The sequence below is a fragment of the Nonomuraea phyllanthi genome (assembly GCF_006334985.2).
In the GTDB taxonomy this organism is placed as follows: domain Bacteria; phylum Actinomycetota; class Actinomycetes; order Streptosporangiales; family Streptosporangiaceae; genus Nonomuraea; species Nonomuraea phyllanthi.
On record NZ_VDLX02000024.1, the window covers coordinates 141,375 to 161,203 of the forward strand.

Consider the following 19,829-nt stretch of genomic DNA (forward strand, 5'->3'; position numbering starts at 1 on the left):
ACGTTCGTCCCCTCCGGAGGAATGCGCGCGCAGGCGCCACCGTCGGTCGGACGGCGGCGGTGTAATCAGGTTATCGGGTGCTGTCGCGTGGTCCGCATCGGCTCGTGTGTCCGGCGGACGTCCAGGTCAGACGGCTGCGAGCTCGCGGGGACGGGCGGCTGCCTCGTCGTCCCAGGCGAGGTGCTTGCGCAGGTGGACCGTGGTGCCGCGGCCGGGCGTGACACCGAAGGAGATCTCGTCGACCACGGAACGCATGATCAGCAGGCCGCGGCCGTTCTCCGTGTCAGGTGGGGGAAAGTGCGGCGGCATCGTCGGCACGCCCTCGCCGTTGTCCGCGACGCGCACGTCGCAGCGGCCGTAGCCGATCGCCGCGCTCACTTCGTAGCGGTTGGCCGGCCCCCCGTGCCGCACCGCGTTGGAGCACGCCTCGGACACGGCGAGCAGCATGTCGGCGATGCACGTCTCGCTCACGTTGAGTGAACGCATGGCATCGCCTAGCACTCGCCTGACCATCGGTATGCCGATCGCATCCCGAGGCAGTGCCAACGAGAACTCAATATCCACCGGACTCCTCCGGGCGCCAGAATGTCACCTGGAGTAGGTTTCCCTGTGAAAACGGGGCTAACCGCAAAATCACGCTGTTGTTATTTACTGTTGGCATGCCCGTGGCATTGTGGCATGTCCGAACCCCGCTTTAACCGACCACGGGGAAATCCTGTGACCTAATCTCCCTTACCCCTCAACCCGGACGCTGTAATCCTCGATCACCGTGTTGGCGAGCAGCGTCTCGGCCATCTTGCGGACCTCGCCGAGCGCCGCCTCGTCGGCCGGGCCGTCGAGCTCGACCTCGAAGCGCTTGCCCTGGCGCACGGCCGAGACGCCGGAGAAGCCGAGCCTGGGCAGCGCTCTGGCGATCGCCTGACCCTGGGGGTCGAGGATCTCGGGCTTCAACATGACGTCCACGATGACGCGGGCCACTGCGTTCCTCCTGGGAGCGGTGGGTGACTGGGAAGCACAGCCTACCGGCGCGTGTGGCAGGCGGCACAACGGGAACGGGGACTCCATGGGGCTTGCGCGCAGGGCTGTGATATCTGCCACCATGGCCCCAAAAGCGTACGAACCACCACCAGATGGTTCATCGCATGGACGGCTGGCCTAAGGTGGCAACCCCCCCGAGACCTGCCCTGACCAAACGCACAGGAGAGTGGCCCATGACCGAGCTTGCCGAGGTCATCAGGAGACGCAGCACATGTGTCACGAGGCCGCCGAAGGAGGACTCGTGACAGTCGACGCCTCTCACGGTGCAGACGCACCTCCGGAGCTCGTCCAACTGCTCACCCCCGAGGGCGAGCGAGTCGAGCACCCCGACTACGACATCGACCTGACCCCCGAGGACGTCCGGTCCCTCTACCGGGACCTCGTCCTCGTACGACGCGTCGACCTGGAGGCCGTGGCCCTGCAGCGCCACGGCGAGCTGGGCATCTGGGCCTCGCTGCTGGGCCAGGAGGCGGCCCAGATCGGCTCGGGCCGCGCGCTGACCGACGCCGACATGGCCTTCCCCACCTACCGCGAGCACGGCGTGGCGTGGTGCCGCGGCGTCGACCCGGTGAAGCTGCTCGGCCTGTTCAGAGGCGTCAACCACGGGGGCTGGGACCCGAAGGAGCACAACTTCCACCTCTACACGATCGTGATCGGCAGCCAGACCCTCCACGCGGTCGGCTACGCCATGGGCATCCAGCGCGACGACGCCAGCGCCGCCACCATCGTCTACTTCGGCGACGGGGCCACCTCGCAGGGCGACGTGAACGAGTCGTTCATCTGGGCCAGCGTGTTCAACGCGCCGATCGTGTTCTTCTGCCAGAACAACCAGTGGGCCATCTCCGAGCCCCTGGAGAAGCAGACCCGCATCCCCCTCTACCGCCGTGCCTCCGGCTTCGGCTTCCCCGGCATCAGGGTCGACGGCAACGACGTGTTCGCCTGCCTCGCGGTGACGCGCAAGGCGCTGGAGGCGGCCCGCACCGGCCAGGGGCCGACGCTCATCGAGGCGTTCACGTACCGGATGGGCGCCCACACCAGCGCCGACGACCCGACGCGCTACCGCGTGGCCAGCGAGCTGGAGGCGTGGAAGCTCAAGGACCCGATCGAGCGGGTCAAGTCCTACCTGTTCAAGAACGAGCAGGCCGACCAGGCGTTCTTCGATGCCGTCGACGCCGAGGCCGACCAGCTCGGAGCCGACCTGCGCAGGCGCTGCCTGGCCATGCCCGACCCGGAGCCGCTCGACATCTTCGACCACGTCTATCGCGAGCCCCACGCCCTGATGGACCAGGAGCGCGCCCAGTTCGCCGCCTACCTGGAGGGATTCGCCCAATGACGGTCCTCAGTCTGTCGAAGGCGCTGAACGAGGGCATGCGCAAGGCCATGGAGGACGACCCCAAGGTCCTCATCATGGGCGAGGACGTCGGCAAGCTGGGCGGCGTCTTCCGCGTCACCGACGGCCTGCAGAAGGACTTCGGCGAGGACCGCGTCATCGACACGCCCCTCGCCGAGTCGGGCATCGTCGGCACCGCGATCGGTCTGGCGCTGCGCGGTTACCGGCCGGTGTGCGAGATCCAGTTCGACGGCTTCATCTTCCCGGCCGCCGACCAGATCATCACGCAGCTCGCCAAGATGCCGATGCGCTCGCTGGGCGCGATCAAGCTGCCCGTGGTCGTACGCGTGCCGTGCGGCGGCGGCATCGGCGCGGTCGAGCACCACAGCGAGTCGCCCGAGGCGTACTTCACGCACACCGCCGGGCTGCGCGTCGTGTCCTGCTCCAACCCGGCCGACGCGTACACCATGATCCAGCAGGCCATCCGCAGCGACGACCCGGTCATCTTCTTCGAGCCGAAGCGCCGCTACTGGGAGAAGGCCGACATCGACACCTCGGCGACCGACTGGTGGCCGCCGCTGCACGCCGCCAAGGTCGTGCGCCCGGGGACGGACGTCACGTTGCTGGCCTACGGTCCCATGGTCAAGACCTGCCTGGAGGCGGCCACGGCCGCCGAGGAGGACGGCCGCTCGGTCGAGGTGGTCGACCTGCGCTCGCTCAACCCGCTGGACGAGGCGGTCGTGATGGACTCCGCGCGCCGTACGGGCCGGGTCGTCGTCGTCCACGAGGCCCCGGTCAACAGCGGGTTCGGGGCCGAGCTGGCGGCCAGGATCACCGAGCGCTGCTTCTACCACCTGGAGTCGCCGGTGCTGCGGGTCGGCGGCTTCTCCACCCCCTACCCGCCGTCACGGCTGGAGGAGCACTACCTGCCCGATCTGGACAGAGTGCTCGATGCCGTCGACCGGGCCTTCGGGTACTGAGGGGGTCTGTCATGCGACGCGAGTTCAAGCTGCCCGACGTCGGTGAGGGGCTGACGGAGGCCGAGATCGTCCGCTGGCACGTCAAGGCGGGCGACCCGGTCAAGGTCAACCAGATCGTCGTGGAGATCGAGACGGCCAAGTCGATCGTCGAGCTGCCGATCCCGTGGGAGGGGGCGGTCACGGAGCTGATGGCCGACGAGGGCCGTACGGTCGACGTCGGCGCCCCCATCATCGCGGTCGACACCTCCGAGCCGGGCGCCGCGGAACCCGCCGGCCCGGGCGGGCCCGAGGCGCTCGCCGAGGACCTGGTGCCCAGCCCGCCGGAGGAGGGCGCCGTCGAGCCGGGCGCGCACGGCAGCCCGGCGCCCAAGGAGAAGCGCCAGGCGGTCCTGGTGGGGTACGGCGTCAAGACCGGGCCCACCAAGCGACGTCCCCGCAAGCGGCAGGGCGAGGGCGCGGTGGCCAACCCGGCCCGCGTGGAGGTGGACGGCCACCAGGCGCCGCCCGCCCCCGCACCTCCTCAGGCCCCTGCCCCCGCTCCCGAGGAGAGGCCGGCGGCGCGGCCGGCCGTCCTCGCCAAGCCGCCGGTCAGGAAGCTGGCCAAGGACCTCGGCGTGGACCTGGCGGAGGTCACCGGCACCGGCCCCGAGGGCTCCATCACCCGGGAGGACGTCCACGCGGCGGCGGAGGCACCCCAGCCCGTGCGGGCCGAGCGGGCGGAGGCTCCCGAGCGGGCGGACGAGGAGCGCGTCCCGGTCAAGGGCGTACGCAAGATGACCGCCCAGGCCATGGTCGCCAGCGCCTTCACCGCCCCGCATGTCACCGAGTTCCTCCAGGTCGACATGACGAGCACGATGGAGGCGGTGCGGCGCCTGCGCGGCTTCCCCGACTTCGCCGAGGTCAAGGTGTCGCCGCTGCTGCTGGTGGCCAAGGCGGTGCTGACCGCCGTCAGGCGGTACCCGATGATCAACTCGGCGTGGGACGAGGCCGCTCAGGAGATCGTCATCAAGCGGTACGTCAACCTCGGGATCGCGGCCGCCACCCCCAGGGGCCTGGTGGTGCCCAACATCAAGGGCGCCCACGCGCTGCCGCTGCCCGACCTGGCCAAGGAGCTGGGCCGGCTCACCGAGACGGCCAGGGCGGGCCGCACCCAGCCGGCGGAGATGGCGGGCGGCACCTTCACGATCACCAACGTCGGCGTCTTCGGCGTCGACGCCGGCACCCCCATCCTCAATCCGGGCGAGGCGGCCATCCTCGCCTTCGGCCAGGTCAGGGACCTGCCATGGGTGGTCGACGGCGAGCTGGCGGTGCGCAAGGTGACGACGCTGGCCCTGTCGTTCGACCACCGCATCGTGGACGGCGAGCTGGGCTCGCTCTTCCTGCGTGACGTGGGCGCCATGCTGGAGGACCCGCTACGCCTGCTCGCCTGGAGCTGACGTTCCGGCCCGGAGCCGACAGGAGGAACCACGACGACCGCCGGGAGGACCCCTCTCCCGGCGATCGCCGTGGGCCGGGACACCCGCACCCACCACGTACGGAGTCACGCCGATCGGATTTGATACACCGATAGGCTGGTTTTCATGATTCGCCACATCGTGCTGTTCACCTGGACCGACGACGCCACCGCCGAGCGGGTGGAGGAGGTGACGGCCGGGCTGCGCAAGCTCCAGGACGTCATCCCGCAGCTGCGCTCCCTGACGGTCGGCTCCGACGCGGGCATCAACCAGGGCAACCACGACTACGCGGTGGTGGCGGACTTCGACGACGTCGACGGCTACGTGGTCTACCGTGACCACCCGGACCACCAGGCGGTGATCGCGCGGCACATCAAGCCGATCCTGGCCTCGCGCGCCGCCGTGCAGCTGAGCCTCTAATCCTTCAGCGAGCCTCTAGACCTCCGGCGGCCGGTTCTCGCGGCGCATCAGCCGGTCCTCGGAGGTCCGCCCCCGCCGGGGGGCCAGCACGATGCTCAGCACCACGCCCACGCCGCCGACGATCATGAAGATGATGCCGACGACGTCCATGTGGACGCTCTTGCCGAACACGTCGGGCTCGATCGCGAACCTCAGGATGGCGCCGAGCGTGAGGAAGAAGATGCTGACCCCGACACCCATGACGACCTCCAGGCAAACGGCTAGTACAGCCACGGTCATACCCGGGTATCGCTGATCACACCCGTGCCGTCTTCCCCCGGAATGTCGGGAAGGTGCGCGAAAAAGGCCGGGGCGCCCGCCTCGGAAACGGACACCCCGGCCCAGGGGGGCGGGAAGGGTCTAGAAGGCTTCCTCGGGCAGCTCCATGAGCTCCTGGCCGGTGGAGTCGACCACGCGCCGCTCGGCCGCCAGCCGGGGCAGCACGGTCCGCGCGAAGAACCCGGCCGCGGCCACCTTGCCCTGGTAGAACGGGTCCTCGCCGTCGGCCAGCCGGGCCAGCGCCACCTCCGCCTGGCGCAGCAGCAGCCAGCCGATCACCAGGTCGCCCAGCGCCAGCAGGAGCCTGGTCGTGTTCAGCCCGACCTTGTAGACCTCCGAGGGCGTCTCCAGCGAGGTCAGCGCCCAGCCCGCCATGGTGTCGCCCATGGCCTTGACCTCGGCGGCGGCCTCGGCCAGCAGCTTGCGCTCCTCCTTGAGCCGGCCGTTGCCCGCCTCGGACCCGGCGAACTCGCCGATCTCGGCCAGCAGCGAGCCCACCGCGGCGCCCTGGTTGCGCAGGATCTTCCTGAAGAACAGGTCGAGGCCCTGGATCGCGGTCGTGCCCTCGTACAGGGAGTCGATCCTGGCGTCCCGGATGTACTGCTCGATCGGGTAGTCCTGCAGGTAGCCGGAGCCGCCGAGGGTCTGCAGCGAGCGGGAGAGCAGCTCGTACGACCGCTCCGAGCCGACGCCCTTGACGAGGGGCAGCAGCAGGTCGTTCATCTCCTGGGCGTGCCGGTCGTCGGGGTCGACGAGCAGCGTGTCCTGGAACGTGGCGGTGTAGAGCACCAGGGCGCGCATGCCCTCGGCGTACGCCTTCTGCAGCATGAGCTCGCGCCGCACGTCGGGGTGGTGGGCGATGGTCACGCGCGGGGCGCCCTTGTCGGCCATCCGCGTCAGGTCGGCGCCCTGCACGCGGGACCTGGCGTACTCCAGCGCGTTCAGGTAGCCGGTGGACAGGGTGGCGATGGCCTTGGTGCCGACCATCATGCGGGCGTGCTCGATCACCATGAACATCTGCCTGATGCCCTGGTGCACGTCGCCCACGAGATAGCCGATCGCCGGGTGCTTGTCGCCGAACGTCAGCTCGCACGTCGTGGAGACCTTGAGCCCCATCTTCTTCTCGACGTTGGTGACGTAGACGCCGTTGCGCTCGCCGAGCTCGCCGGTCTCCAGGTCCACGAGGTACTTGGGCACCAGGAACATCGACAGGCCCTTGGTGCCGGGGCCGTGGCCCTCGGGGCGGGCCAGCACGAGGTGGAAGATGTTCTCGGACATGTCGTGCTCGGCGCTGGTGATGAAGCGCTTGACGCCCTCGATGTGCCAGCTGCCGTCCTCCTGCCGCACCGCCCTGGTACGGCCCGCGCCCACGTCGGAGCCCGCGTCCGGCTCCGTGAGCACCATCGTGGCGCCCCACTCGCGCTCGATGGCGAGCTCGGCGAAGCGCCGCTGCTCGGGTGTGCCGACCTTCCACAGGGTGTAGGCGAAGTTGGGGCCCGCGGCGTACATGTAGAGCGCCGGGTTGGAGCCGAGCACCAGCTCGGCCGTGGCCCAGGCCAGGCTTCTCGGGATGCCGGGGCCGCCCAGGTCGGCGGGCAGGTCGAGCTTCGGCCAGCCGCCCTCGACCAGCGCCCTGAACGACTTCTTGAAGCCTTCGGGGACGGTCACGGAGCTCGTCTCGGGGTCGAAGACGGGCGGGTGCCTGTCACCTTCCTCGAAGGAGTCGGCGAGGACTCCGGTGGCCAGCCTGTTGACCTCGTCCAGGATGCCGCGCGCGACATCCTCGTCCACATCGGCGAAGGGCCCCGTGCCGAGGATCTCCCGTCTCCCGAACACTTCGAAGAGGTTGAACTCCAAGTCGCGCACGTTGCTCTTGTAGTGGCCCATAGGTGTCGAATCTCCTTGAACCGAGGTTTGCTGTACTGGCGAGTAACCTTACTCTGAAATGCTACCCGCGGGTAACCCCGCCCATGCATGGCATGCTCGTCCCCATGGACGCCGAAGAACTCGCCGCCAGATGGCGAGAGCGACTGGAATCCTGGGCCATCCCCGAGGAGATCTTGGCCAAGGCTCCCGCCGATCCGTGGGGCTTCTCGCCCGAGCGGTTCGGCACCCGCACGGACAGGGCGCTGGCAGCGGCCGACGACGGGCCGACGATGACCCGGCTGTCCGAAGCGCTGCCCGACAAGGGCACGCTGCTCGACGTGGGCTCGGGCCCGGGCGCCGCCTCCCTGCCGCTGCACGGGCGCATCGGCCACCTCTACGCGGTCGACACCTCGGCCCCCATGCTTGAGGGGCTGACCGCCAGGGCCGACGAGCTGGAGGTGCCGGTCACGGCGGTCGAGGGCCGCTGGCCCGACGTGGCGGACCAGGTGCCGGTGGTCGACGCGGCCATCGCGGCGCACGTGGTCTACAACGTGCCCGACCTGGCGCAGTTCCTGCGCGCCCTCGACGAGCGCACGCAGGGGCGGGTCGTGCTGGAGCTGCCGCACCGCCATCCCATGAGCTGGCTGACGCCCCTGTGGGAGCACTTCCACGGGGTGGACCGCCCGGTGCGGCCCATCGCCGAGGACTGCGTGGCGCTGGCGGCGGCGCTCGGCTTCGCGGTGCAGGTGGAGGAGCGGGAGGCCCCGCTGGAACGTTTCACGTCGCTGGAGGAGCTGGCGGCCAGCGCCTGCCGCCGGACGTGCCTGGACCCGTCACGGGCGCAGGAGGTGGCCGACACCGTGATGGAGCTGGGCATGTGGCCGATGCCGCGCGACCGCTGGGTCACCATCTGGTGGGAATGAGGCCGCCGTACGCGGCGTTGTGAGGAGTGAGCCGCCGGCTCCCGGACGAGACGCGCCGTACCCGGAAACGCCAAGACGACGCACCTGACCACAGGCTCGTCTCAAGGGAGTTCCGATCATGGCCTGGATCGTCCTCGTGCTGGCCGGCCTCTTCGAGGTCGCGATGGCCCTCTCGCTCAAGCTCAGCAGCGGTTTCACGCATCTGTGGTGGACGCTGTCGTTCCTCGTCACGGCCGTGCTGAGCTTCGGGCTGCTCTCGTACGCGCTCAAGACCCTCGAGGTCGGCACCGCGTACGCCGTGTGGACCGGCGTCGGCGCGGCCGGCACGGCGGTGCTCGGCATGATCGCCATGGGGGACGAGATCTCCCTGCCGCGCGTCATCTCGATCGTGCTGATCCTGGCCGGGGTCATCGGGCTGCGGATACTCGCTTGACGTCGCGGTCCGTGAGCACCTTAGGGTGGCTGCGTGATCGAAATCCACGCAGTCACCATCGACGCCGCCGACCCCCACAAGATCGCCAGCTGGTGGAGCGAGGCGACCGGCCTGCCGCTCGGCGAGGGCGACCAGCCGGGCGACGACGAGGTGATGCTCCGCACCAAGCAGGACCCGTTCCTGCTGTTCATCCGCGTTCCCGAGGGCAAGTCGGTCAAGAACCGCGTGCACCTCGACGTCAACGGCACCGACGGCAGAACCCGTGACCAGGAGGTCGAGCGGCTGGTCGGGCTCGGCGCGACCATCGCCGACGACATGCGCAACCCCGACGGCACCGGCTGGGTGGTCATGCTCGACCCCGAGGGCAACGAGTTCTGCGTGTGCCGGAGCCCGGCGGAGCGCGAGGCCCAGAGCTGACCGGGCCGCCGACCTCACTGCCCGGATGACTGGGCGCGGCCCCGCATGGTGAGCGTCAGGATGCCGGCGATCAGATAGACCAGCGCGCCGTGCCACAGGGCGTCCACGGCCGAGCCGAAGACGCCCTCGCCGTCCAGCACGAGCTGCACCGGATAGTCCAGCACGGCCGTGATGCCCGCGGGCAGCAGCGAGAACTTCCACGGGTGCTTCAGCGACCAGAGCCGCGCCTGGCGGGTCACCCGGTCGCCCTCGTGCGGCTTGGCGACCGCGCCGATGGCGGCGATCAGGGCGAACAGGCTGATGCCCAGCCCCAGCGCCCACACCAGGTCGCCACCGCCCGTGAGCAGGCCCATGCCGAAACTGGCCGTGGCCACGACACCGCCGCCGACGGCGGCGGCCTTCCAAGGGGCGCCGCGGAGGGCGGCGCCCGACAGCGATACTTCGTCGCGTCGGCTGATTTCGTTCATGTCATGATGGTGCCTTTTGGGACACCCCGGGGGCATCGGGGACGGACCCTGAGCTGTCCCTGACATCATTCGGACATGCAGCAATCACCAAATGTGCTCTTCCGTCCGGCCCGTAAGGGCGACGTGCCCGCCATCGTGGCGATGCTCGCCGACGACCATCTCGGCGCCACGCGCGAGGGCGATCCCCATGACGAGCGCTACCTGGCGGCGTTCGAGCGAGTCGACGCCGACCCGTACGACGAGCTGATCGTGGCCGAGCGGGACGGCGAGGTCGTGGGCACCATGCAGCTGAGCTACCTGGCCGGGCTGTCGCGCCTCGGCGCCGAGCGGTGCCAGATCGAGGCCGTCAGGGTCGTCGCCGCCATGCGGGGGCAGGGCCTCGGCCGCCGGATGATCCAGTGGGCCGTGGACCGGGCGCGCGAGCGCGGCTGCGCCATCGTGCAGCTCACCTCCGACAAGTCACGTACGGACGCGCACCGCTTCTACGACGCCCTCGGTTTCAAGGCCTCCCACGTCGGCTACAAGCTCGCGCTGACCTGATCCCGCGACCACGGCGGCTCCTCAGCCCTCGCGGAGCTGAGCCGGCATCCCCATCAGCCCTCGCCGAGCTGAGCCAGCATCCAGCGGCACCACTCGGCGCGATGCCGCTCGTATCCCATGCCGCACCGCAATGTCGCGTAGTTGCCGAACCGGGGATCGCCGGGAGCGGGCGGGCCGCCGAATGACGCCTCGTGCCGCTCGTACTCGGCCAGCCGCGTCTCGTGCGCGGCGAGCTGGTCGGCGAACATCCGCCTGACCAGCTCCGGCTCGGCCAGCCACGACGCGTACGTCTTCAGCACCAGCTCGTCGCGCTCCGGTCGCTCGCGCGGCGGCTCGGTGACCCATTCCCGCAGCGCCCGCGTGCCCTCGGCCGTCAGGTGGTAGACCTTCCTGTCCCGCGGCCCCGGGCCGTGCTCGGCCTCGAAGCCGACCAGCCCGGCCCCGAGCAGTTTCTGCAGCTCCGCGTGGATCTGGCTGTGGCCGGCCGTCCAGAAGTAGCCGACCGGCCGCCGCATGGCCGCGGCCAGGTCGTATCCCGTGCGGTCGCCACGCGCGAGCACGGAGAGGATCGCGAATCCGAGCGTTGAGGTCATGGTGCGCCCAAGGATATTGTGCTTTCACAACTATGTCAGTTCTGACATAGTTGATGGAGGAAGGGGAGGGCCATGCGCGGATTGGCGGGTCTGCTGGGCGTCATGACGGTGGGGGTGCTGACGGCCTGCGGGGGCGCGGCCAGCACCGGCGCCTCGGCGTCGTCCCCGAGTTCGGCGTCGAGCCCTGCCACCGCCACCAGCCCTGCCGCGAGCCCCAGCGCGAGCAGGAGCCCGGCGCCCCTTCCGACAGGACCCAACGTGTCCGGATGCTTCACCGAGGACGACGGGAAGATCTTCAAGCACAGCGGCGACCTGCCAGGCGTGATCACCGGCGACGGCCCGGTGGGCGTGGTGATCAGCTACGAGCGCCGGGGGAGTGTGTGCGCGTGGCGCCCGCTGTCGGACCGGCTCGTGGCCGCCGGCTACCGCGTCCTGCTGTACGTCAGGGGCTCCTCCCAGTTCCCCGAGGACGCCACGGTCGCCATGGGCAAGCGCCTGGCCAAGGAGAAGGGCGTCAAGCGGCTCTTCCTGGTCGGCGGCTCGATCGGCGCCACCACCGCCGTCCCCGCCGCGCTGCGGCTCGAAGGGAAGGTGGCCGGCGTGGTGGCGCTCTCAGGCCAGATCAGCGAGGAGAACGCGGCCAGGCTGACCGTCCCGCTCCTGCAGATCGGCTCGGAGAACGACGGCTACGGCGGCGCCGCCGACCTGGCCAGGGCACACGACGCCGCCACGAAGGCCGCGGACAACCAGACCATGGTCATCCCCGGCGAGAGCCTGCACGCCTCGGCCCTGTTCAGCAGCCCTCACGGCGAGGACGTGCTCGACCGCGTCGTGGCGTTCATGGAGCGGCACAAGGGCTGATCTCCACCAGGTTGTCGTGGAAGCCGGGGCCCTTGCCCATGTCGCCGTCCCGGTCGGACACGACCGCGTTCGGGTTGGCGCCGCCGGGAGTGAGCTTCGGCCAGCGGCCCTTCGGTGAGGCCACCACCCCGGGCGACACGCGGTCGCTGATCTCCACGTCGGCCAGGAACTCCCCGCCGTCGTTGTGGACACGTACCCGCTGGCCGCCCACCAAGCCGCGGGCCGCCGCGTCGGCCGGGTTGACCAGCACCACCGGGTCCTTGGCGCGCCGCCGCAGCTCCGGGTTGTTGCCGAAGCTGGTGTTGAGGAACATGTGCGGGGCGGGCGTCACCAGCGCCAGCGGGTACGGCGAGCCATCCGCCGAGCGCACCGCGTGGGACGGCGTGTACGCCTTGCCGGGCGGCGGGAAGCGGAGCCTGCCGGACGGCGTCGGGAAGCCCTCGGCGAACGGCGCGAACGGCTGGGGATAGTTCATCCGCACCCAGCCCTCCTTGCGCAGCCGGTCGAGCGTGATGCCCTCCAGCGACGGGTGCCCGCTGGAGAGCAGCTGCTCGGCCAGCTCCAGGTCCGAGTCGAACAGCGACGGCTCGGTCATCCCCATGTGCGCCGCCAGCCGGCGGAACGTCTCGGTCGTCGACAGGCACTCGCCCGGCGGCGGCACGGCGGGCTCGTTCCACAGGAGGTAGAGGTGGCCGTAGCCGGCGTGCAGGTCGGGGTGCTCGGTCTGCATGGTGGCCGGCAGCACGATGTCGGCGTAGTCCACGGTGTCGGTCGGGAAGTGCTCCATGACCACCGTGAACAGGTCCTCGCGTTCGAGCTGCCGCCTGATCGCGTTCGCGTCGGGGCTGGAGCCCGCCGGGTTGGCCGCGTACACCCACAGGCACTTGACGTCCTCCAGCTGGGAGGCCGCCTTGCTCATCACCAGCGTGCGGACCGGCTTGGCCAGCAGGTCGTAGCGCATGTCGATGTCGAAGTGCACGTGCCCGGAGGTCGAGTACGAGACGCCGCCGCCCGGGTGGCGCCAGTCGCCCGTGACGCCCGGGATCGCCCCGATCGTGCGCAGCGCCGTGCCGCCGCCCGCGTGCCGCTGGAGGCCCTGTGTGGCGCGGATCGCGGTCGGCCGGGTGTGGGCCAGCCGCATCCCCAGGCTGTGGACGGCCTCGGCCGGGAGGCCGGTGATCTCGGCCACCCTGTCGACCGGGTACGCCAGGATCTCCTCCCGGAAGTCCTCCCAGCCCTCGGTGTGCTCGGCCAGGAACTCCTCGTCCTGCGCGTTCTCCGCCAGCACCACGTTGAGCAGGCCGAGCGCCAGCGCCGCGTCCGTGCCGGGCCTGATCGGCAGGTGCTCGTCGGCCTGGTCGGCCGTCCTGGTGCGGATCGGGTCGATGGCGACGACGTACGCGCCGTTCGCCCGCGCGTCCTGGATGAACTTCCACGCGTGGTGGCCGCTGGTCAGCGGGTTCGTGCCCCAGAGCACGATCAGCTTCGCCAGCGCGAAGTTCTCCGGGTCCATGCCGGCCGGGGTGCCGTTCGTGCGGTTCAGCCCGCTGCTGCCGGCCGCCGAGCAGATGTTGAGCCAGTGCTTGGAGGCGCCGAGCATGTTCCAGAACCGCCGACCGGCCACGCCCTCGCAGCCCTGCAGGTAGCCGAGCGTGCCCGTGCCCAGGTAGGGCCAGATGGCCTCGCCGCCGTGCTCCTCGACGATGCCGCGCAGCCGTACGGCGATCTCGTCGAGCGCCTCCTCCCAGCTGATGCGCTCGAACTGGCCCGAGCCCTTGGGCCCGGTGCGGCGCAGCGGGTGCAGGATGCGCTCCTTCGACCCGGTCTGCTCCAGGTAGCGGTTGACCTTCACGCAGAGCGCGCCCCTGGTGTAGGGATGGTCGGGGTTGCCGCGTAGCTTGACGGCCTCGCCGTTCTCCACCGTGACGATCCATGAGCAGCCGTCCGGGCAGTCCAGTGGACATGCTCCCAAAACCCTCAGTTCACCCGACATGGCTCACACACTACGTCCGGCACCTGGGCTGACAGGGAGAGAGGGGATAACGGGAGGGAGGGGATTACGTGTAGCCTGCCCCCTGCGACGACTGCGGGGACGATTGAGCACACTGGAAAAATAGAGATCGTACGGTCCAGCCGGGAAGGTGCAGAATCGCTGTCGGTGGCCGAAATCAGGGAACGAGATGACACGGAGGGCCTCGCGGAGGGGGATCCAGCCGTGGCTGAGTCACGCTCGGGGGAGCATGCGGGGGAGAGCCCCGAAGTAGGCCCCGAAGTGAGCGATGTCTACGTCGTGGAGCCGCTGCTGCCCCAGCGCCTTCGCCGCCCCTCCGACCTGCTGCGGTTCTTCGTCACGCTCATCGTGCTGGTCGCGGTGGGCCTGCTGGCGCTGGTCGCCAAGCAGACGCTGGTCGGCCTCGAGGCGGACGTCAAAGAGGGCGCGGAGCTGGTGCCGCTCCTCAGCAGGATCGCCGCCTTCCTCGGCGGCGCGGCGGTGCTCATCGTGCCCGCCGCGTTCGCGGTCGAGCGGGTCTTCCACCGCGACGGCCTGCGCGTGGCCGAGGGACTGATCGCCGCGATCGTCGGCATGGCCGGCTCGTTCCTGCTCGGGCAGTGGCTCGTCGCCGGCAACGCCGACGACCTGCGCCTGCTGCTGACCGGCGACAGGCGGATCGAGCCGCTCAACACGCTGCTCACCTCGGTCGTCGCGTACGCCACCGCCGTGCGCATCTCGCGCCGGCCCACGTGGCGCATGCTGATGTGGACCACGATCGCCCTCTACATCCTGGCGTTCTTCTCCGGCCGGCAGATCACGCTGCCGAGCGCCATCATCACCGTGCTGGTCGGCATGGCCATCGGCTACGCCACCCTGTACGGCGTCGGCAGCCCCAACACCAGGCCGCCCGGCAGCGCCGTGGTGGCCGCGCTCCGCAAGCTGTCGTTCCCGGTGGTCTCGGCGCGCCGCGTCGAGGACGACTACCAGGGCAGCCGCCGCTACGCCATCGGGCTCAAGGACGGCACCAGCCTCGACGTCACCGTGCTCGACCGGGACCGGCAGGTGGCCGGGCTGCCGTACCGGCTGTGGCGGCGCATCAGGCTCAACTCCGAGACGCGGCGCAAGGCCATCAGGTCGCTGCGGGCCGAGCTCGAACGCGAGGCGCTCATGGCCTACGCCGCCCAGGCGGCCGGCGCCAGCACGCCCCGCCTGCTCGGCACCAGCGAGATCGGCACCGAGGCGGCCCTGCTCGCGTACGAGCACATCGAGACCCGCCCGCTCGACGAGGTGCCGGACGAGCAGATCGACGACGCGCTGCTCGCCCAGATCTGGGAGCAGGTCGAGCTGCTGCGCATCCAGCGCCTGGCGCACCGGCGGCTCACCGGCGACAGCATCCACCTCGACCGGGCGGGCCGCGTCGTGCTGACCGACGCGCGCAGCGGCGAGATCGCCGCCGGAGACCTGCTGCTGCGGCTGGACATCGCCCAGCTCCTCACCTACCTGGCGCTGCGGGTCGGCGCCGAGCGGTCCGTGCGGGCCGCCGCGGCCGTCCTGGGACCCGAGGCGCTGGCCGCCGCCATGCCGCTGCTCCAGCGCATCGCGCTGACCAGGGAGACCCGGGCGGCGCTGGCGAAGAACAAGCACCTGCTGGCCGGGCTCCGCGAGCAGATCGTCGCGCTCAAGCCGCAGGTCAAGGTCGAGGAGGTGCGCCTCGAACGGTTCAGGCCGCGCACGCTCGTCACCATCATCGCCAGCACGCTCGCCGCCTACGTCGTGCTCTCCCAGCTCAGCCGGGTCGACATCTACCGGGTGGTCACCACCGCCAACTGGGCCTGGTCGGGGGTCGCGCTGCTGGCCTCGTTCGTCAGCTTCGTGGCCGCCGCCCTGATGCTGCGCGGCTTCGTGCCCGAGCCGCTGCCGCTGTGGCGTACGGTGCTCGTGCAGTTCGCGTCGTCGTTCGTCAAGCTGGTCGCGCCCGCGGCCGTCGGCGGCGTCGCCATCAACACGCGATACCTGCAGAAACGCGGCATCCCCCCGGCGAGCGCGATGGCCAGCGTGGGCGCCTCCCAGCTGATCATGCTGGTGTTCCACATCGCGCTGCTGCTGCTGTTCGCCTACATCACCGGATCCACGCAGACCACCACGTTCACCCCGTCACGCGGCCTGGTCGTCGTGCTGCTCCTCGTCGCGGTGCTGGTCGTGGTGGTGCTCGGCGTGCCGCCGCTGCGCAAGCTGGTGACGTCGCGGATGCGCAAGCTCTTCTCGAACGTGCTGCCCAGGCTGCTCGACGTGCTGCAGTCGCCGCGCAAGATGGTGGAGGCGTGCACCGGCACCCTCATGATCACCATCGCGTTCGTGCTCTGCCTGGACGCCTGCGTCGCCGCGTTCGGCGGCTCGATCAGCTTCACCGCCGTCGCGGTCGTCTACCTCACGGCCAACGCCATCGGCTCGGCCGCGCCCACCCCTGGCGGTCTGGGCGCGGTCGAGCTGGCGCTCGCGGGCGGCCTCACCGTGGCGGGCGTGCCCGCCGAGCTGGCCACCTCCGCCGTGCTGCTGCACCGGCTGCTCACGTTCTGGCTGCCGGTGCTGCCCGGCTGGGCCTCCTTCACCTACCTCCAGCGGCACGAGGCTTTGTGATCACGTCGATGGCCTGAAGCTCGTCCTCGGTGAAGGCGGGGCCGTCCACGCAGGCCACGTTGTCCTCCAGCTGCTTGACGCTGCTCGCGCCGATCAGCACGCTCGTGACCCGAGGATCCCTGAGCGTCCACGACAGCGCCATCTGGGCCAGCGTCTGGCCCCGCCCCGCCGCGATCTCGTTGAGGTCGCGTGCCAGGTCACGGTCGATCCGGTCGGCGCTGAGGAACCTGCTCGTCGCCGCCCGCGAGTCGGCCGGCACCCCGTCGAGGTAGCGGTCGGTCAGCAGGCCCTGTGCCAGCGGCGAGTACACGATGCAGCCCATGCCGGCCTCCTCCACCGCGTCCAGCAGGCCGTCCTCGATCCACCGGTTGATCATCGAGTAGGACGGCTGGTGGATGAGCAGGGGCGTGCCCAGCTCGCGCATGATCCGCGCGGCCTGGGTGGTCTGCTCGGCCGAGTAGTTGGAGATGCCGGCGTAGAGCGCCTTGCCCGAGCGCACCGCCCGGTCCAGCGCCCCCATGGTCTCCTCCAGCGGGGTGTCGGGGTCGGGGCGGTGGCTGTAGAAGATGTCGACGTACTCCAGGCCCATGCGCCGGAGCGACTGGTCGAGGCTGGCGAGGACGTATTTGCGCGAGCCCCACTCGCCGTACGGTCCCGGCCACATGTCGAAGCCGGCCTTGGTGGAGATGACCAGCTCATCCCGATATTTCGCGAAATCTTCGCGGAAAATGCGCCCGAAGTTCGTCTCCGCCGAGCCGTACGGCACCCCGTAGTTGTTGGCCAGGTCGAAGTGCGTCACCCCGAGGTCGAACGCGCGCCGCAGGATCGCCCGCGAGTTCTCGACCGGCCGGTTGTCGCCGAAGTTGTGCCAGAGACCCAGTGAGACCGCGGGCAGTCTCAGCCCGCTGCGCCCGCTCCGGTTGTACGGCTGCCGCTCGTAGCGGCGGTCGTCGGCCTGGTAGCTCATGCGGCGCCCCCTTCTGTGCCCTTGTCGCTGATCGTGCCGGCGCCTCTGCCGATGCCCCTGTCGATGATCCACGACAGGGCGAAGGCCTCCTCGCGCCAGGCGTCGTAGCGCCCGCTGCGCCCGCCGTGCCCGGCGCCCATCTCCGTCTTCAGCAGGAACGGCCCGCCGCTCGCCGTCGCCCGCAGCCTGGCGATCCACTTGGCCGGCTCGTGGTAGAGCACGCGGGTGTCGTTGAGGCTGGTGATCGCCAGGATCGGCGGGTACGGCCGGCCGTCCACGTTCTCGTACGGCGTGTAGCTCTTCATGTAGGCGTAGACGTCGGGGTTGTGCAGCGGGTCGCCCCACTCGTCCCATTCGATCACCGTGAGCGGGAGCGACGGGTCGAGGATGGTGTTCAGGGCGTCCACGAACGGCACCTCGGCCACCACGCCCGCGAACTCCTCCGGCGCCAGGTTCGCGACCGCGCCCATCAGCAGGCCGCCCGCCGAGCCGCCCCTGGCGATGATCCGCTCGCTCCAGCCGCTCGCCTTCAGGTGCCTGGCCACGGCCACGAAGTCGGTGAACGTGTTGCGCTTCCTGGTCAGCTTGCCCTCTTCGTACCAGCGGCGGCCCATCTCGCCGCCGCCCCTGACGTGCGCCACGGCGAAGACGAACCCGCGGTCGAGCAGCGAGAGCCTCGGGACCGAGAAACCGGGGTCGATGGAGGTCTCGTAGCTGCCGTACCCGTACAGCACGGTCGGAGCGGGCCTGGCGGCGTCCCTCCGCTTCACGATGGATACCGGGATGCGCGTGCCGTCCTCGGCCGTGGCCCACTCGCGGAACTGCTCGTAGTCGGCCGGGTCGTAGCCGCCGAGCACCGGGCGGCGCTTGAGCAGGATCAGCCGGTGCGAGTCCAGCTCGTAGTCGTACACGCTGGGCGGGGTCACCATGCTCGTGTACGCCAGCCTGAGACGCGTGGTGGTGAACTCCGGGTTGCCCGCGGGGCCGACGTCGTAGAGCGGCTCGGGAAAGTCGATCTCGTACGCGCTCCGCTCGGCCGCCTCCATGCGCTCGCGCCAGCCGGCCCGCGCACCGACTTGGGCCTGGGCCCCCGGATAGGGGAGGACCCGCAGGCCGGTCAGACCGTCGCGGCGGAAATGCACCACGGCGTGGTCGGAGAACGCGTCGATCTCCAGCAACCGGGTGTCGTCGCGGTGTGCGATCAGCGGCGTCCAGGCGCCGGGGTCGTCGAGCGGCGCGGTGGCCAGCTCGAAATTCTCGGCGTTCTCGTTGTGGAGCACGTAGAAGAAGTCGCCCGCGTGCTCGACGCCGTATTCGACGCCCGTCTTCCTGGGACGCACCACCCGGAACTCGCCCGTGGGATCGGCGGCGTCGAGGACGTGCACCTCACTGGTGATTTTGCTGCCCGCGCCGAGCACCAGATATTTCTCGCTGCGCGTAAGCCCGATGCCGACCCAGTAACGCTCGTCGGTCTCCTCGTAGACCAGCACGTCCTCCTGGGTGCCCAGGGTGTGCCGGTAGACCTGGTACGGGCGCCAGGCGTCGTCGACGCGCGTGTAGAAGAACGCCGAGCCGTCGGCCGACCAGGCGCCGCCGTAGAAGATGTCCTCGATCTCGTCGGGGAGCACCTCGCCGGTCCCGAGGTTCTTGAACTTGAGCGTGAACCGCTCCGAGCCCTTGTAGTCGGTCGAGAAGGCCAGCATCGTGCCGTCGGGCGTGACCGAGCTGGTGCCGATCGAGAAGAACTGGCTGTCGCCGGCGAGCTCGTTGCCGTCAAGGATGACCTCCTCGCGGTCGAGCCGGACACCCGGCGTGATCTCCGGGGGCGCGTCGCCGTCCGCAGGGACGCGGCAGGAGACGGCGTACTGCTTGCCCTCCTCCGTGCGCGAGAAGTACCACCACGCGCCCTTGCGGCTGGCCACGGACAGGTCCGTTTCCTGGGTGCGGCCCTTGATCTCCTGGAACACCTCCTCCTGGAGCTCGGAGAGGTGAGCGGTCTGCTGTTTGAGGAATTCGTTCTCCGCCTCCAGATAGGCGGTGGTATCGGGATCTTCCTTGTTGCTCAGCCAGGCGTACTCGTCGATCACGGTGTCACCGTGGTGGACGCGTTCGGTCGGGACCCTCTTCGCCACTGGCGGCGTGTTGCTGCTCACGTGGGGAGTCTATGTTCGGTCGTGATCGATCTGTGTCCGTGGAAGGTGAAGAACCGGCACGAGAGGCCGGGAGCGCTGCTAATCTTGATGAGCCGACGCAGTACGGCGCAACTCTTCTCCTCCTCCTTCACTCCGGTGGACGTGCGTGTGCACTCGGATGGGCTGGTAAGTTGGAGGGGTTGTCCCGGAAGCGGGGCGTGGCTTAATTCCTGCAGGTCGAGGAAGCCCGGTCAATTTGACAGGGGCCGGGGCGGCTGAAAAGATTAAGACACAACGGAAAAACGAAACAGAAGCACGAGAACGTAGCACTTCTCCGTTTCTTGAGAACTCAACAGTGTGTTAAAAGCCAGTGCATGAGATACATGCATGACCCCGTCATATTGATTGACGGTTAGCTCGGATTGATGTCCAAGCAAGTAAGCATTGTTTGGAGAGTTTG

General features: G+C 69.8%; 20 protein-coding genes and 1 riboswitch. Of the genes, 10 read left to right on the forward strand and 10 right to left on the reverse strand.

Annotation, left to right across the window (positions count from 1 at the left end; genetic code table 11):
* Positions 1 to 126: 126 nt before the first annotated feature.
* A complete protein-coding gene (locus FH608_RS43750; RefSeq protein WP_139636944.1) occupies positions 127 to 513 on the reverse strand; it encodes an ATP-binding protein in 387 nt (128 codons plus the stop codon).
* Positions 514 to 732: 219 nt separating this feature from the next.
* Positions 733 to 978: a phosphoribosylformylglycinamidine synthase subunit PurS gene (gene purS, locus FH608_RS43755; protein WP_139636945.1), complete on the reverse strand. Its 246-nt coding sequence runs from the start codon at positions 976 to 978 to the stop codon at positions 733 to 735.
* A 301-nt stretch (positions 979 to 1,279) separates the two neighbouring features.
* Between purS and pdhA the strand changes: the two genes are divergently transcribed.
* From pdhA to FH608_RS43775, 4 genes are all read left to right on the forward strand, one after another.
* Positions 1,280 to 2,371, forward strand: a complete 1,092-nt coding sequence (gene pdhA, locus FH608_RS43760) for a pyruvate dehydrogenase (acetyl-transferring) E1 component subunit alpha (RefSeq protein ID WP_139636946.1) — start codon at positions 1,280 to 1,282, stop codon at positions 2,369 to 2,371.
* A complete protein-coding gene (locus FH608_RS43765) occupies positions 2,368 to 3,348 on the forward strand; it encodes an alpha-ketoacid dehydrogenase subunit beta (protein WP_139636947.1) in 981 nt (326 codons plus the stop codon). Before pdhA ends, FH608_RS43765 begins: the two co-directional genes overlap by 4 nt.
* 11 nt (positions 3,349 to 3,359) lie before the next feature.
* Entirely contained in the window at positions 3,360 to 4,784 is a 1,425-nt protein-coding gene (locus tag FH608_RS43770; RefSeq protein ID WP_139636948.1) for a dihydrolipoamide acetyltransferase family protein, read from the forward strand.
* 144 nt (positions 4,785 to 4,928) lie between these two features.
* Positions 4,929 to 5,222 (forward strand): Dabb family protein, encoded by a 294-nt coding sequence (locus FH608_RS43775; protein WP_139636949.1) that lies wholly within the window; start codon positions 4,929 to 4,931, stop codon positions 5,220 to 5,222.
* Between the two features lie 15 nt (positions 5,223 to 5,237).
* Here FH608_RS43775 and FH608_RS43780 read toward each other — a convergent pair whose 3' ends face one another.
* Complete coding sequence (locus FH608_RS43780; protein ID WP_139636950.1) at positions 5,238 to 5,462, reverse strand: hypothetical protein; 225 nt, start codon at positions 5,460 to 5,462, stop codon at positions 5,238 to 5,240.
* Positions 5,463 to 5,621: 159 nt separating this feature from the next.
* Positions 5,622 to 7,427 carry an acyl-CoA dehydrogenase gene (locus FH608_RS43785; RefSeq protein WP_139636951.1) on the reverse strand — a complete coding sequence of 602 codons (1,806 nt, stop codon included), beginning with the start codon at positions 7,425 to 7,427 and terminating at the stop codon, positions 5,622 to 5,624.
* A gap of 104 nt (positions 7,428 to 7,531) precedes the next feature.
* On the opposite strand from FH608_RS43785, the gene FH608_RS43790 reads away from it, so the two are divergent.
* The 3 genes from FH608_RS43790 (at position 7,532) to FH608_RS43800 (ending at position 9,179) form a co-directional block, all read left to right on the forward strand.
* Complete coding sequence (locus FH608_RS43790; protein ID WP_226900441.1) at positions 7,532 to 8,329, forward strand: class I SAM-dependent methyltransferase; 798 nt, start codon at positions 7,532 to 7,534, stop codon at positions 8,327 to 8,329.
* Between the two features lie 25 nt (positions 8,330 to 8,354).
* Positions 8,355 to 8,414: riboswitch (guanidine-III (ykkC-III) riboswitch) on the forward strand.
* A 33-nt stretch (positions 8,415 to 8,447) separates the two neighbouring features.
* Entirely contained in the window at positions 8,448 to 8,762 is a 315-nt protein-coding gene (locus FH608_RS43795; RefSeq protein WP_139636953.1) for a DMT family transporter, read from the forward strand.
* A gap of 33 nt (positions 8,763 to 8,795) precedes the next feature.
* A complete protein-coding gene (locus FH608_RS43800; RefSeq protein WP_139636954.1) occupies positions 8,796 to 9,179 on the forward strand; it encodes a VOC family protein in 384 nt (127 codons plus the stop codon).
* A 14-nt stretch (positions 9,180 to 9,193) separates the two neighbouring features.
* On the opposite strand, the gene FH608_RS43805 is transcribed toward FH608_RS43800, so the two are convergent.
* A complete protein-coding gene (locus tag FH608_RS43805) occupies positions 9,194 to 9,646 on the reverse strand; it encodes a hypothetical protein (RefSeq protein WP_193318956.1) in 453 nt (150 codons plus the stop codon).
* A gap of 75 nt (positions 9,647 to 9,721) precedes the next feature.
* Between FH608_RS43805 and FH608_RS43810 the strand changes: the two genes are divergently transcribed.
* A complete protein-coding gene (locus tag FH608_RS43810; RefSeq protein WP_139636955.1) occupies positions 9,722 to 10,186 on the forward strand; it encodes a GNAT family N-acetyltransferase in 465 nt (154 codons plus the stop codon).
* Positions 10,187 to 10,239: 53 nt separating this feature from the next.
* Here FH608_RS43810 and FH608_RS43815 read toward each other — a convergent pair whose 3' ends face one another.
* Positions 10,240 to 10,779: a PadR family transcriptional regulator gene (locus tag FH608_RS43815; RefSeq protein WP_139636956.1), complete on the reverse strand. Its 540-nt coding sequence runs from the start codon at positions 10,777 to 10,779 to the stop codon at positions 10,240 to 10,242.
* A gap of 35 nt (positions 10,780 to 10,814) precedes the next feature.
* Positions 10,815 to 11,036, reverse strand: a complete 222-nt coding sequence (locus FH608_RS43820) for a hypothetical protein (RefSeq protein ID WP_139636957.1) — start codon at positions 11,034 to 11,036, stop codon at positions 10,815 to 10,817.
* Between the two features lies 1 nt (position 11,037).
* On the opposite strand from FH608_RS43820, the gene FH608_RS43825 reads away from it, so the two are divergent.
* A complete protein-coding gene (locus FH608_RS43825; protein ID WP_139636958.1) occupies positions 11,038 to 11,640 on the forward strand; it encodes an alpha/beta hydrolase in 603 nt (200 codons plus the stop codon).
* Here the strand turns inward: FH608_RS43825 and FH608_RS43830 are convergent.
* Entirely contained in the window at positions 11,618 to 13,633 is a 2,016-nt protein-coding gene (locus FH608_RS43830) for a molybdopterin-containing oxidoreductase family protein (protein WP_139636959.1), read from the reverse strand. The genes FH608_RS43825 and FH608_RS43830 overlap by 23 nt on opposite strands.
* Before the next feature lie 279 nt (positions 13,634 to 13,912).
* Between FH608_RS43830 and FH608_RS43835 the strand changes: the two genes are divergently transcribed.
* A complete protein-coding gene (locus FH608_RS43835) occupies positions 13,913 to 16,270 on the forward strand; it encodes a lysylphosphatidylglycerol synthase transmembrane domain-containing protein (protein WP_139636960.1) in 2,358 nt (785 codons plus the stop codon).
* Here the strand turns inward: FH608_RS43835 and mgrA are convergent.
* Both mgrA and FH608_RS43845 read right to left on the reverse strand, forming a co-directional pair.
* Positions 16,239 to 17,237 (reverse strand): L-glyceraldehyde 3-phosphate reductase, encoded by a 999-nt coding sequence (gene mgrA, locus FH608_RS43840; protein WP_139636961.1) that lies wholly within the window; start codon positions 17,235 to 17,237, stop codon positions 16,239 to 16,241. The two genes, FH608_RS43835 and mgrA, sit on opposite strands and share 32 nt — an antisense overlap.
* Positions 17,234 to 19,390, reverse strand: a complete 2,157-nt coding sequence (locus tag FH608_RS43845; protein WP_139636962.1) for a S9 family peptidase — start codon at positions 19,388 to 19,390, stop codon at positions 17,234 to 17,236. Before FH608_RS43845 ends, mgrA begins: the two co-directional genes overlap by 4 nt.
* Positions 19,391 to 19,829: the final 439 nt, after the last annotated feature.